This is a genomic window from Sinomonas albida (genome assembly GCF_004919045.1).
Lineage (GTDB): Bacteria > Actinomycetota > Actinomycetes > Actinomycetales > Micrococcaceae > Sinomonas > Sinomonas albida.
Window position 1 is genome coordinate 16,532 of the sequence record NZ_SWDW01000003.1, and the last position, 13,005, is coordinate 29,536.

The 13,005-nt window shown below is 72.4% G+C and carries 8 protein-coding genes; 3 read left to right on the forward strand and 5 right to left on the reverse strand.

Translation table 11 applies throughout. From position 1 onward, the window contains the following. Nucleotides 1-14: 14 nt before the first annotated feature. Both argJ and argC read right to left on the reverse strand, forming a co-directional pair. Entirely contained in the window at nt 15-1,181 is a 1,167-nt protein-coding gene (argJ, locus tag E6A26_RS03545) for a bifunctional glutamate N-acetyltransferase/amino-acid acetyltransferase ArgJ (protein WP_136609828.1), read from the reverse strand. Further along, complete coding sequence (gene argC / locus E6A26_RS03550) at nt 1,178-2,242, reverse strand: N-acetyl-gamma-glutamyl-phosphate reductase (RefSeq protein ID WP_136609829.1); 1,065 nt, start codon at nt 2,240-2,242, stop codon at nt 1,178-1,180. The genes argJ and argC overlap by 4 nt, the downstream gene beginning before the upstream one ends. A 120-nt stretch (nt 2,243-2,362) precedes the next feature. Here argC and E6A26_RS03555 point away from each other — a divergent pair, with 120 nt between their 5' ends. From E6A26_RS03555 to E6A26_RS03565, 3 genes are read left to right on the forward strand one after another with little or no spacing between them, the layout of a single operon-like run. After that, nucleotides 2,363-3,328 carry a quinone oxidoreductase family protein gene (locus E6A26_RS03555; RefSeq protein ID WP_136609830.1) on the forward strand — a complete coding sequence of 322 codons (966 nt, stop codon included), beginning with the start codon at nt 2,363-2,365 and terminating at the stop codon, nt 3,326-3,328. Nucleotides 3,329-3,343: 15 nt separating this feature from the next. Further along, the gene (locus E6A26_RS03560) at nt 3,344-7,276 is read left to right on the forward strand and encodes a Pls/PosA family non-ribosomal peptide synthetase (RefSeq protein ID WP_136609831.1); all 3,933 of its coding nucleotides are present in this window, start codon (nt 3,344-3,346) and stop codon (nt 7,274-7,276) included. Then, a complete protein-coding gene (locus E6A26_RS03565) occupies nt 7,273-8,628 on the forward strand; it encodes a M1 family metallopeptidase (protein ID WP_136609832.1) in 1,356 nt (451 codons plus the stop codon). The genes E6A26_RS03560 and E6A26_RS03565 overlap by 4 nt, the downstream gene beginning before the upstream one ends. Here the strand turns inward: E6A26_RS03565 and E6A26_RS03570 are convergent. The 3 genes from E6A26_RS03570 to pheS are packed head-to-tail and all read right to left on the reverse strand — an operon-like array spanning nt 8,573 to nt 12,916. Continuing rightward, entirely contained in the window at nt 8,573-9,286 is a 714-nt protein-coding gene (locus tag E6A26_RS03570; RefSeq protein ID WP_211128938.1) for a 4'-phosphopantetheinyl transferase family protein, read from the reverse strand. The two genes, E6A26_RS03565 and E6A26_RS03570, sit on opposite strands and share 56 nt — an antisense overlap. Before the next feature lie 17 nt (nt 9,287-9,303). Then, on the reverse strand, nt 9,304-11,850 hold the full coding sequence (gene pheT, locus E6A26_RS03575; protein WP_136609833.1) for a phenylalanine--tRNA ligase subunit beta: 2,547 nt from the start codon (nt 11,848-11,850) through the stop codon (nt 9,304-9,306). A gap of 4 nt (nt 11,851-11,854) precedes the next feature. Further along, the gene (pheS, locus tag E6A26_RS03580) at nt 11,855-12,916 is read right to left on the reverse strand and encodes a phenylalanine--tRNA ligase subunit alpha (RefSeq protein WP_136609834.1); all 1,062 of its coding nucleotides are present in this window, start codon (nt 12,914-12,916) and stop codon (nt 11,855-11,857) included. Between the last annotated feature and the right edge of the window lie 89 nt (nt 12,917-13,005).

Below are 13,005 nucleotides of genomic sequence, written 5' to 3' on the forward strand. Positions count from 1 at the left end.
CCGTCCCTCCTGGCTCAGCTCGAGTAGGCGCTGTTCTCATGCACGTAGTCGTGCGTGAGGTCGTTCGTGAGGATCGTGGCCTCCGCGTCACCCGCGGACAGGTCGATCTCGACGAGGACGTCCCGCGGCTCGAGGTCCACGAGCGAGCGGTCCTCGCCGATTCCGCCGTTCTGGCACACCTCGACGCCGTTGATCGTGACGCTCAGCTCGTCCGGGTCGAAGACGGCATCCGTCGTCCCCACCGCGGAGAGCACGCGGCCCCAGTTCGGGTCCTTGCCGAAGATGGCCGTCTTGAAGAGGTTCGAGCGGGCCACGGCGCGGGCCACGACTTCGGCGTCGCTCTCGGTGGCCGCGTTGAAGGCGCGGATGGCGATGTCGTGGCTCGCCCCCTCGGCGTCGCCGATGAGCTTTCGCGCGAGCTCGGCGCAGACCTGAGTCAGCCCGTCCGTGAACTGCTCCGCCGACGGCACGGCCGCGGACGCGCCCGAGGACAGGAGCACGACCGTGTCGTTCGTGGACATGCAGCCATCGGAATCGGCGCGGTCGAACGTGACGCGCGTCGCGTCGCGCAGCGCGGCGTCGAGCATCTCGGGCGCCGTCGCGGCGTCCGTCGTGAGGACCACGAGCATGGTCGCGAGGCCGGGCGCGAGCATCCCCGCCCCCTTCGCGATGCCGCCGATCGTGTACGCGGCGCCGTCGGAGTCCGTGCCCGTGAACACGGCCTCCTTGGGGACCGTATCCGTAGTCATGATCGCCAGCGCAGCCGAGTGGCCGCCGTCGTCCGCGAGCGCGGCGGCGGCCGCGTCGACGCCCGCGAGGACCTTGTCCATGGGCAGCTGCTCGCCGATGAGTCCCGTGGAGCACACGACGACGTCGGCCGCGGAGACGCCGAGCACGTCGGCGGTCTTCTCCGCCGTCGTATGGGCGTTCTGGAAGCCCTGGGGGCCCGTGCACGCGTTGGCCCCACCCGAGTTGAGGATCACGGCGTCGGCGCGGCCGTCGCTGATGGCCTGCCGCGACCAGCGCACGGGCGCGGCGGCGACGCGGTTCGACGTGAAGACGGCCGCGGCGTTCTTGTCGGGCCCGTCGTTGACCACGAGGGCCACGTCCGGCTTGCCCGAGGCTTTGATCCCGGCGGTCACGCCGGAGGCCCGGAAGCCCTTGGGTGCGGTGATGGTCACGGTGCGACTCCCAGCTGTGCGAGGCCGGCGCCCTCGGGGAGGCCCAGCGCGATGTTCATGGACTGCACCGCGCCGCCCGCGGTGCCCTTCGTCAGGTTGTCGATCACGGAGCTCACGATCACGCGCCCCGCGTGCTCGTCGAATGCGAGCTGGATCGCGGCGTTGTTGGAGCCCACGACCATCTGGGTGGCCGGCCACTGGCCCTCCGGCAGCACGTGGATGAACTGCTCGCCGGCGTAGGCGGCCTCCCAGGCGTTGCGCAGCTCGGCGATGCCGGTGCCCGGCTTGACGCGTGCCGTCGCCGTCGTGAGGATCCCGCGGCTCATCGGGGCAAGCGTCGGGGTGAAGGAGATCTTGACCGCCTCGCCCGCCGCGTTCGAGAGGCCCTGTTCGATCTCGGGGGTGTGGCGATGGCCGCCGCCCACGCCGTAGGGGCTCATCGACCCCATGACCTCGGACCCCAGCAGGTGCGGCTTGACGGACTTGCCCGCGCCAGAGGTTCCGGACGCCGAGACAATCACCACATCCTGCGGCTCGAGCAGCCCCGCCGCGAAACCGGGGACGAGCGCCAGGAGCGCCGACGTGGGGTAGCACCCCGGCACGGCGATGCGCCGTGCGCCGACGAGCGTCTCGCGCTGCTTGCGCGGCCCTCCCGCGCCGCCCAGCCCACCCAGGAGCAGCTCCGGCAGCCCATAGGGCCACGTGCCGGCGTGCTCCGAGCGGTAGAACCTGAACCACGCCTCGGGGTCCTCGAGCCGGTGGTCGGCGCCCGCGTCGATCACGAGCGTCTCGGCGGGAAGCTGGGCTGCCACGGCGGCGGACGCGCCGTGCGGCAGGGCGAGGAAGACGACGTCGTGGCCGGCAAGGTTCTCCGCCGTGGTCTCGACGATCTCGCGGTCCGCAAGGCTCAGGAGGTGCGGCTGGAGCGCGCCGAGGCGGCTGCCCGCACTGCTGTGCGCCGTGATGGCGCCGATCTCGATCTCGGGATGGTTGGCCAGCAGCCGGAGGACCTCTCCTCCGGCGTAGCCGCTGGCCCCGGACACAGCTGCGGTAATAGTCACCCCGCCACTATAGGCAAACTTATGCAGTCATATCAATATTTATGCATGACAGAATCGGGGCGGCGTTCCCCTCTTAGGATGGGTACCCGGACGAGAACGAACGAACCAGGGAGAGACTCCATGATCAACGCCATCGTCGCCAACGCCCCCGGCGGCCCCGAGGTCCTCGAGCCGACGGCCGTGGAGAGGCCCGAGGCGGGCCCCGGCCAGCTCCTGGTCCGGGTCGCCGCGACCGGCGTGAACTTCGTCGAGACGTACCAGCGCCAAGGCCTCTACAACGTCCCGTTCCCCTTCACACCCGGAGACGAGGCGGCGGGCAAGGTCGAGGCGCTCGGCGAGGGCGTCGACGGATTCTCCGTAGGCCAGCACGTCGCGACGGCGGAGGGCCGCCGTGCCTACGCCGAGTACATGATCGTCGACGCCGACAAGGCACTCCCCGTGCCCGAGAACCTCGACCTGCAGACCGCCGCCGCGCTGCCGCTCCAGGGCATGACGGCGCATTACCTCGTCAACTCGACCTTCCGCGTCGAGCCGGGGCAGACCGCGCTTGTGCACGCGGGCGCCGGCGGCGTGGGGCTCCTCCTCATCCAGATGATCAAGGCCAAGGGCGCGCGCGTCATCACGACCGTGTCCACGGATGCCAAGGCCGAGCTCGCGGCCGGCGCGGGCGCCGACCACGTGATCCGCTACTCGGGCTTCGATCACCACGTGCGCGAGCTCACCGGGGACTCGGGCGTCGACGTCGTGTACGACGGCGTGGGCCGGGACACGTTCGACGGCTCCCTCACGTGCCTGCGCACCAGGGGTTCGCTCGTGCTGTTCGGCGCCGCCTCCGGCCCCGTGCCGCCGGTCGACATCCAGCGCCTCAACGCGGGCGGGTCGCTCTTCCTGACGCGCCCCACCCTCAAGCACTACCTCCTCAACCCGCAAGAACGGCTGTGGCGCTCCTCCGAGGTGTTCGCCGCCGCTGCTGAAGGCTCGCTCTCCGTCCGCATCGGCGCAACCTACCCGCTCGAGTCCGCAGCCGAGGCGCACCGCGCGCTCGAAGGCCGCGCGACGACGGGCAAGGTGCTCCTCGTCCCCTAAAGGTCCGATAGACCCATGAGCGACACCCAGCCCCTGGCCGCTGACACCGCCGAACGCCCGTATCCCCCGCAGCTTCCCGCGTCCGACCGGACGCCGCCGGAGCGAACCCTCGTCGACGTCCTGACCGCCACGGCCGAGGCCTTCCCCGAGTCACCCGCGCTCGACGACGGGACCCAGGTCCTGAGCTACGCGGAACTCCTCGAGGAGGTCCGGTCCGTGGGCCGCCGGCTGCACGCGGCGGGCCTTGGCGCCGGCGAACGGGTGGGCGTGCGCATCCCGTCCGGAACCAACGAGCTCTACGTCTCGATCCTCGCCGTCCTGCTCATCGGCGCGTCCTACGTGCCGGTCGACGCCGACGATCCGGACGAGCGCGCGAAGCTCGTCTTCAGCGAGGCGGGGGTCGCAGGGATCCTGCACGGCGGGGGCTCGCTCGTGGTGGACAAGAAGCGCCCCACGCCGTTCCCGTCGCCGCGCCTGCCCGACCCGGACGACGACTGCTGGATCATCTTCACGTCCGGCTCGACAGGAACGCCCAAGGGCGTGGCCGTCCGCCACCGCTCCGCGGCGGCGTTCGTCGACGCCGAGGCCCGCCTCTTCCTGCAGTCCGAGCCGCTCGGCCCGGAGGACCGCGTTCTCGCAGGCCTCTCCGTCGCGTTCGACGCATCCTGCGAGGAGATGTGGCTCGCGTGGCGGCACGGCGCGTGCCTCGTTCCGGCTCCGCGCGCGCTCGTGCGCACCGGCATGGACCTCGGTCCGTGGCTCGTCCAGCGCGGCATCACGGTCGTCTCGACTGTCCCGACCCTCGCGGCCCTGTGGCCGGGCGAGGCGCTCGAGAACGTCCGACTCCTCATCTTCGGCGGCGAGGCCTGCCCGCCCGAGCTCGCGCAGCGGCTCGCGGTGGAGAACCGCGAGGTGTGGAACACGTACGGCCCCACCGAGGCGACCGTCGTGGCGTGCGCCGCGCCGCTCGGTGGCGATGGGCCTGTAAGGATCGGGCTGCCGCTCGACGGCTGGGACCTCGCGATCGTCGACCCGGACGGCGTGCCCGTCCCTGAGGGCGATGTCGGCGAGCTCATCATCGGGGGCGTCGGGCTCGCACGCTACCTCGATCCGGCGAAGGACGCCGAGAAGTACGCGCCCATGCCGTCGCTCGGGTGGGCGCGCGCCTACCGTTCGGGCGACCTCGTCACGTACCAGCGCGAGGGCCTCGTCTTCCAGGGCCGCGCCGACGAGCAGGTCAAGCTCGGCGGGCGCCGCATCGAGCTCGGCGAGGTCGACGCCGCGCTCCAGGCCCTTCCGGGCGTCGCGGGAGCCGCGGCGGCAGTGCGGACGACGGCGGCCGGGAACCAAGTGCTCGTGGGGTACCTCGCGCCGTCGGACGGCATGATGCCCGACCTCGACGCGTGCCGCGAGCGACTCCGTCACGCCCTCCCGGCGGCGCTCGTGCCGCTGCTCGCCGTCGTCGAATGGCTGCCGACCAAGACAAGCGGAAAGGTGGACCGCAACGCCCTGCCGTGGCCGCTCCCGGGCGGCGAGGAGGGCACCGGCGCGCCGCTCGAGCTCTCGGACGACGCCGCGTGGATCGTCGAGCAGTGGGGCGCCGTGCTCGGCACCCAGCCGTCGAGTCTCGACGCCGACTTCTTCGCCCTCGGCGGCGGCTCGCTCGCCGCGGCACAGCTCGTCTCGTCGCTGCGCCGCCGGTATCCGACCGTGACGGTGGCCGAGGTGTACTCTCACCCGCGGGTCGGCGCCCTCGTCGAGGCGATCGCGGGCCGCGCCCGCGCCGAGGCCACCCCCGCCGTCGACCGCTCCGTCAAGCCCGCTTCGGCTCGCACCCAGGTCGCGCAGACACTCCTCGGCATCCCGCTGTTCATCCTTGTGGGCATGCGCTGGCTGACCTACCTCATGGCCGCGAACAACGTGCTCGAGGCGGCCGCCGGGTTCTCGGCCGCGCCGACCGTCTCGTGGTGGTGGGTGGCCGCGTCCTGGCTCGTGTTCGTGAGCCCGCTCGGACGCATGGCGATCTCGGTCGCGGCGGCGCGCCTCCTGCTCCGGGGCGTGGGCCCCGGAAAGTATCCGCGGGCGGGGAGCGTGCACCTGCGGCTGTGGCTCGCGGAGCAGATCGCCGATCTGGCCCAGGCCGTGAGCCTCGCGAGCGCGCCGTGGGTCCCGTACTACGCCCGCGCGCTCGGGGCCAAGATCGGCCGCGACGCCGTCCTGCATTCCGTGCCACCTGTGACGGGCATGCTCGAGCTCGGCAAGGGGGCGTCCGTCGAGCCCGAGGTCGACCTGTCCGGCTGGTGGATCGACGGCGACTGGGTCCACGTCGGCGGGATCCGCATCGGCACCGGCGCGACGGTCGGCTCGCGCAGCACGCTGCTTCCCGGCACCCAAATCGGCGCCGACGCCGTGGTCGAGCCCGGCTCGGCGGTCTCGGGCAAGGTCAAGGCGGGCCTGAGGGTCTCGGGCTCGCCGGCCGAACGCGTGGGCAAGGCCAAGCACGACTGGCCGGACGCCGGCCCGCGCCGTTCCTCCGTGCTCGAGGGCGTCTGGATCGCGGCGTTCGGAGCCGGCTCCACGCTCCTCGCGCTCATCCCGTACGCCTCTGCGGCGGCGGCCGGGGCCGTCCTCCTATGGGCTGCGGCGGGCCACGCGAGCCTCCACGCGGCCCTCCCCGCGCTGCTCGCTGCGACACCCCTCGCGGCCGCGGCCTGGTTCGCCGGGAACCTCGTGCTCGTAGCCGCGTGCACGCGACTTCTGGGCCTCGGCCTGCGCGAGGGCACGTACCGCATCCGCAGCCGCATGGGCTGGCAGGTATGGGCCACGGAGCGTGTGCTCGACATGGCGCGCGACCTCCTGTTCCCCGTCTACGCGAGCCTCTTCACGCCGACCTGGCTGCGCCTGCTCGGCGCCACGGTCGGCAAGGACGTCGAGGCCTCCACGGTGCTCCTCGTCCCCAAGATGACCACGGTGGGCGACGGCGCGTTCCTCGCCGACGACACCATGGTGGCCTCCTACGAGCTCGGCGGCGGCTGGCTTCGCATCGGGCCGGCAAAGATCGGCAAGCGAGCCTTCCTCGGCAATTCGGGCATGACGGCGGCCGGCCGCTCCGTGCCGAAGAACGGCCTCGTCGCGGTCCTCTCCGCGACACCCAGGAAGGCCAAGTCGGGCTCCTCGTGGCTCGGCAGCCCGCCCGTCAGGCTGCGCCGCACCTCCCTCGAATCGGACACCGCGCGCACGTTCAGCCCGCCGAGCCGGCTGAAGGTCGCCCGCGCCCTGTGGGAACTGTGCCGCGCGGTGCCGGTCGTGCTCACCGTGGCGATCGCCGTCGTCGTGGTCGCCGCGCTGGACGCGCTCGCCGCGGCGTGGGGGTACCTGCCCACGGCGCTCGTGTGCGGCGCCGTCATGCTCGCGGCGGGCGCGGTCGCGGCTGGCGCCGCCGCCGTCGCGAAGTGGCTGCTCGTGGGCCGGATCCGGGCGAGCGAGCACCCCCTCTGGAGCTCCTTTGTGTGGCGCAACGAGGTCGTCGACGCGTTCGTCGAGATGGTCGCGGCGCCCTGGTTCGCGCGGGCCGCTGCCGGGACGCCCGCGCTCGTCTGGTGGCTCCGCCTGCTGGGCGCCCGGATCGGACGCGGCACGTGGTGCGAGAGCTACTGGCTGCCCGAGGCGGACCTCGTGGAGCTCGGCCCCGGCTCGACCGTCAACCGCGGCTGCGTCGTGCAGACCCATCTCTTCCACGACCGCATCATGAGCATCGACGCCGTGACCCTCGGCAAGGGGGCGACGATCGGTCCCCACGGCGTCATCCTGCCCGGGGCGAGCATCGGCGCCGGCGCCACGGTGGGCCCGGCCTCGCTCGTGATGCGCGGCGAGGGCATCCCCGCGGGGACCTATTGGCGGGGCAACCCGGTCGCGCCCTGGCGCGAGCCGGAGGTGCCCACCCGGTGAGCCCCAAGAACGGAAAGAACGGCAAGGGCCTCCCCGACCCCTATACCCCCGGTCACGGCACCCCCGAATACCGCGTGACCCACTACGACCTCGACCTCGACGTCAAGCTCGCGAGCAACCGCCTGGACGGCCGCGCCCGGATCAAGGCCGTGGCACGCGAGAAGCTTGACTCCGTGCGGCTGAGCCTCGAGGGCCTGCGCGCCACGAAGGTCCAGGTGGACGGCTCGAAGCCGGCGAAGACCGCCCAGCGCGACGGCGAGCTCATCGTCACGCCGCGCTCGGCCATCGCGAAGGGTGCGCGCTTCGAGATCGAGGTCCGCTACGGAGGCAGCCCCGGACCCGTGCGCGGGCCCTGGGGCGAGGTCGGCTGGGAAGAACTCGACGACGGCGTGCTCGTCGCGGGGCAGCCCGTGGGCGCCCCGACGTGGTTCCCCTGCAACGACCACGCGAGCCAGAAGGCCCCGTTCCGCATCTCGGTGACGGCGGACGCAGGCTACCGCGCCGTCTCGAACGGCCTCCTCGTGGGCCATCAGAGGCGCTCGAGCCGCGAGACGTGGGTCTACGAGCAGCCCGAGCCCATGGCCCCGTACCTCGCGACGCTGCTCATCGGCCGTTATCAGGAGATCGAGCTCGGAAAGCTCCCTAACCGCGGCTCGGGCCGAGTGCGGGTCTTCGCCAACGTCCCGCCGAAGCTGCGGGGCGAGGCGGCCTCGGGCCTCAAGGACCAGGTCAGGATGGTCGAGCTGTTCTCCGAGCTGTTCGGCCCGTACCCGTTCCGCGACTACACGGTCGTGGTGACCGAGGACGAGCTCGAGATCCCGCTCGAGGCCCAGAGCCTCTCGATCATGGGACGCAACCACCTCCGGCGAACCTGGGACGCGCAGCGGCTCCTCGCCCACGAGCTCGCACACCAGTGGTTCGGGAACTCGGTGACCGTGCGCCGCTGGGAGGACATCTGGCTGCACGAGGGCTTCGCGTGCTACGCCGAGTGGCTGTGGAGCGACGAGGCGGGGCTCGCGTCCGCCGGGGAGCGCGCCGCCGCGGCGTGGAAGTACCTCGCGACGCTGCCCCAGGACCTGCGGATCGGCACCCCGGGGCCGGACCTCATGTTCGACGACCGCGTGTACAAGCGCGGCGCCCTGACCCTCCACGCCGTTCGCCGAGCCGTCGGCGACGACCGGTTCTTCCGCTCGCTCCGCGCGTTCGCCTCCGAGCGGCGCCATGGGCAGGCCTCGACGGCCGACTTCATCGAGCTCCTCGACCGGGTGTGCGCCGGGGCGGGGAAGTTCGATGCCGCTAGCGTCCTGCGCCCGTGGCTCTACGAGGAGCGGCTCCCGGCCCTGCCGAGGTAGCGGCGAAGCCGACCGCCGTCGCAGCGACGAACCCCGGTGGCAGCCCGAGCCCCCGAGCGTCGACGTCGCTCACGCGTCCGTCGCCGAGCGTCTCGACGCCCGCCGGATCCGTGCGCAGCCCGGTCCCCAGCGCCTTGAGCAGCGCCTCCTTGCGGGCCCAGAGTCGCGCAGCCTCGGCAGGCGCGTCGGGCACCGACAGCAGACGACGGCGCTCGGCGGGCGAGTAGGCCGCGTCGGGGATCGCGCGGTGAAAGTCCGCGACGAGGGCCAGGTCCACGCCGATCGCGGGCGGCTCGCCGTCGGCCGTGGGGCCCGCCGCAGCAAGCGCAAGCAGGGCCCAGCCCCCGGCCCGCGAAAGGCTCGCGGCGACGTCGAGCGGGCGGCCGGGGGCGCCGTCGTCGTCCGTGCCGACGACGAACCCCGGCCTGCCATGCTCGCCCGAGCCGCACGCGGGGCAGCTATACGCCGGCCGCACGCGCTCGGGCTCGACGCCCAGCTCGCCGGCCACGAACGCGCGGAGCGCGAGGCGCCCCGCGAGGTACTCGTGCGAGCGCTGCGGATCGACGATCGCCGCGGCCCGTTGGGACTCGCCCGCCGTCGGCACGCCAGCCGGCAGCCGGGTCCCCGGGACGCCCAGCGGCACGGCGAGCAAGCGCACGGGGATCCGCGCCCGTGTCAGCGTTGCACGGCCCCGTAGCGCTCCGCGGCGCGGGCGACGGCGGCCGCGCGCGCCTCGGAGGCCTCGTCGGCCGTGAGCGTGCGGTCGGGCGCCCGGAAGCGCAGCGCGAACGCGAGGGACTTCTTGCCCTCGTCGATGCCGCGCCCCACGTAGACGTCGAAGAGGTGCACCTCCTCGAGGAGCTCGCCAGCGCCCTCGCGGAGTGCCTCCTTGACCTCGTCGGCCGGGATCGCGGCGTCCACGATGAGCGCGACGTCCTGGGTCGCGACCGGGAACGTCGAGATGTGCCGCGCGACGATCACGTCGGGGGCTGCCTCGAAGAGCGCGTCGGCATCGAGCTCGAGCGCGACCGTCCGTGCGGGCAGGTCGTGCGCCTCGAGGAGCTTCGGGTGCAGCTCCCCCGCGACGCCCACGAGCTCGCCCGAGCGCAGCGAGAGCTGTGCCGTGCGGCCCGGGTGGAACGCCTGATGGGAGCCCTGGGCGACCACGAGGTCGACGCCGAGCACCTCGCCCGCCAGGCGCGCGACGTCGATCGCGTCCGCCCAGTCCCACACCCGCGGTGTGTGCCCCGCGGCGGCCGGCGAATCGTGGCCCGTGAAGATCGCGCCGACGTGGAGCGGCTGGTCCGGCAGGCCCGCGTCGAGCTCCTCGAGCTCCTCCTCGGAGGGCAGGGCGCCGAGCGGCGGGATCGTCGCCGTGCCGAGCGCGCCGTCGGCGGGCAGGAACACGAGCCCCGTCTCGTACAGCGCGAGGTCGCGGAAGCCGCGCGAGTGGTTCCGCTTCGCCACCTCGATGAGCCCCGGGAGCATCGAGGTGCGCAGCCAGCCGAACTCCTCGCTCAGCGGGTTCGCGAGCTTGACCGCCGGACGCGCCGCGCCGGCCTCAGCAACGCCGAAGGTCTCATTGGCGGCCTTGGACACGAACGGGTACGCGAGCACCTCGGTGAGGCCTGCGTCCGCGAGGGCCTGCACGAGGCGACGGCGCTGCTGCTGGGTGCGGGTGAAGCCGCGCCCAGGGGGCGCCACGGGGAGCCGCGACGGAATCTTGTCGTAGCCCACGAGGCGGGCGACCTCCTCGGAGAGGTCCTCCTTCGTCTCGAGGTCGTTGCGCCAGCTGGGCGGGGTCACGAGGAAGTCGTGGCCGCGACGGTCGATCTCAGCACCGAGGTCGCCGAGCACGCGCGCGATGAGCTCCTCCGAGAACTCCATGCCGATGCGCTCCGACGCAAAGGCCGCCGGCAGGACGATCTCGGGGCGCTGAGGCTCGGTTCCGACGTCGGTCCCGGCCTCGTCCGCGGTGCCCCCGCCGAGCTCGACGAGGAGGTCCACCACGCGCTGGGCGGCCTCGTCGGCGACTTCCCAGTCGACGCCGCGCTCGAAGCGCTTGGACGCCTCGGACGGCAGCTTGTGCCGGCGGCGCGAGCGGCCCACCGTCACGGTGTCGAAGTGTGCCGCCTCGACGAGCACATTGACCGTCTGGTCCGAGCACTCGGTCGAAGCGCCGCCCATGACGCCAGCGATGCCGATCGGGCCCGACTCGTCGGTGATGAGCAGGTCCTCGGCGTCGAGGTCGCGGATCTTGCCGTCAAGCGTCTCGATCTTCTCCCCGTCCTCCGCGCGGCGGACCGTGATGGTGCCCGTGAGCTTGTCGAGGTCGTAGCAGTGCGTGGGCTGGCCGAGCTCGAACATGACGTAGTTCGAGATGTCGACCGGGAGCGAGATCGAGCGCACGCCCGCGAGGCGCAGGCGCGAGACCATCCACGGCGGCGTGGGCCGCGTGGGATCGACGCCGCGCACCGTGCGGGCCACGAAGCGGTCGCAGCCGGGCACGCCGTAGACGGGCGCGCGGTCGTCGAGGACGACCGGGTAGCCACCCTCGAGCTTCTCCGGCACCGCGACCTGCGTGGCCGGGTCCTCGAACGCGGTGCCCGTCGCGTGGGCGTACTCGCGTGCGATGCCGCGGATCGAGAAGCAGTAGCTGCGGTCCGGGGTCACGTTGATCTCGGCCGCTTCGTCCGTGAGGCCGAGGAGCTCGAGCGCGTCCGTCCCGATCTCGGGGTCGAGGCCGAGGCGGGAAAGCACGATGATGCCGTCGTGGTCCTCGCCGATGCCGAGCTCGCGGGCGGAGGCGATCATGCCGGCGGACACGTGACCGTAGGTCTTGCGCGCCGCGATGTGGAAGTCCCCGGGCAACGTCGCGCCCGGAAGCGTCACGACCACCTTGTCGCCCTCGGCGAAGTTGTGCGCACCGCACACGATCCCCTGCACGCCGGAGGGGTCGATGCCCTTGCCCGTGAGCGTCTGCTCGTGGCCCTCGGGGACCACGCGCACCTGGCACCAGTTGATCGTCTTGCCGTTGGTCTGCGGCTCCTTGACGAGGCTCAGCACCTGGCCCACGACGATCGGGCCAGCGATGCTGTCGGCGGGCCGGTGCACGGCCTCTTCCTCGAGCCCGACCGCGACGAGCTCGGCCATGAGGTCCTCGGCGGTCGCGCCGGCGGGGAGCTGCGTGTATTCGCGCAGCCACGAAAGTGGGATTCGCATATGCCTAGATCTCCATCCCGAAGTGCTCGCTGAACCGGACGTCGCCCTCGATCATGTCGCGCATGTCCACGACGTCGTTGCGGAACATGAGCGTGCGCTCGATGCCCATGCCGAACGCGAACCCCGAATAGACGTCTGGGTCGATGCCCGCCGCGCGCAGCACGTTGGGGTTGACCATGCCGCAGCCGCCCCACTCGATCCAGCGGGGGCCGCCCTTCGCGCCCGGGTGCCAGATGTCGAGCTCGGCGCTCGGCTCCGTGAAGGGGAAGAAGTTGGGCCGAAGCCGGATCTGCGCCTCCTGGCCGAACATCTGCCGCGCGAAGTGCGCGAGCGTCCCGCGGAGGTCCGCCATGCTCAGGCCCTCGTCGATGGCGAGGCCCTCGAACTGGTGGAACACGGGCGTGTGCGTCGCGTCGAGCTCGTCCGTGCGGAACACCTTTCCCGGGCACAGGACGTAGATCGGCACGTCGCGCTCGAGCATCGAGCGGACCTGCACGGGAGACGTGTGCGTGCGCAGGAGCAGGTGGCGATCGGCCGGCTCGACGAAGAACGTGTCCTGCATCTCGCGGGCCGGGTGGTCGGGCTTGAAGTTGAGCGCGTCGAAGTTGTACCACTCGGACTCGAGCTCGGGGCCTTCCGCGATCTCCCAGCCCATGCCCACGAAGATCTCGCTCACGCGGTCCTGGAGCGTCGAGAGCGGATGCCGTGCGCCGGCGCGGCGCCGGCGCGGCGCGGCCGTGACGTCGACCGTCTCCTCGACGAGGATCCGCGCGTCGTTCTCGGCCTCGAGCACCTCAGAACGCTCGGCGATGGCCTTGTTGACCCGCCCGCGCGCCGCGCCCACGATCTTCCCCGCCGAGGACTTCGACTCCTTGGGCAGCGCGCCGATCGCGCGGTTCGCGAGCGCGAGCGGGGACTTCTCCCCGGTGTGCGCAAGCCGGACGGCCTTGAGCTCGTCCAGGGTGGACGCTCCCGAGATCTCCTCGAGGGCGCGGCTGACGGCGGCGGTGACGGCGGCCTCGTCCAGGGGGTCCGGGACGGTGACGCCGGGCAATGTTTCAGTCATGGACCGTTCTTACGCAGCGGTTGGGTGTGCAGGGAGCCAGACCCAGCGCGCGGCGCTGGTCCGGCTACCCGCCAAGTCTAGTGGACCGT

Bases quoted from the DNA above. Each gene is read 5' to 3' on its own strand.
- E6A26_RS03555 (WP_136609830.1), top strand. From the start codon at position 2,363: ATGATCAACGCCATCGTCGCCAACGCCCCCGGCGGCCCCGAGGTCCTC.
- E6A26_RS03560 (WP_136609831.1), top strand. From the start codon at position 3,344: ATGAGCGACACCCAGCCCCTGGCCGCTGACACCGCCGAACGCCCGTAT.
- pheT (WP_136609833.1), bottom strand. From the start codon at position 11,850: ATGCGAATCCCACTTTCGTGGCTGCGCGAATACACGCAGCTCCCCGCC.
- pheS (WP_136609834.1), bottom strand. From the start codon at position 12,916: ATGACTGAAACATTGCCCGGCGTCACCGTCCCGGACCCCCTGGACGAG.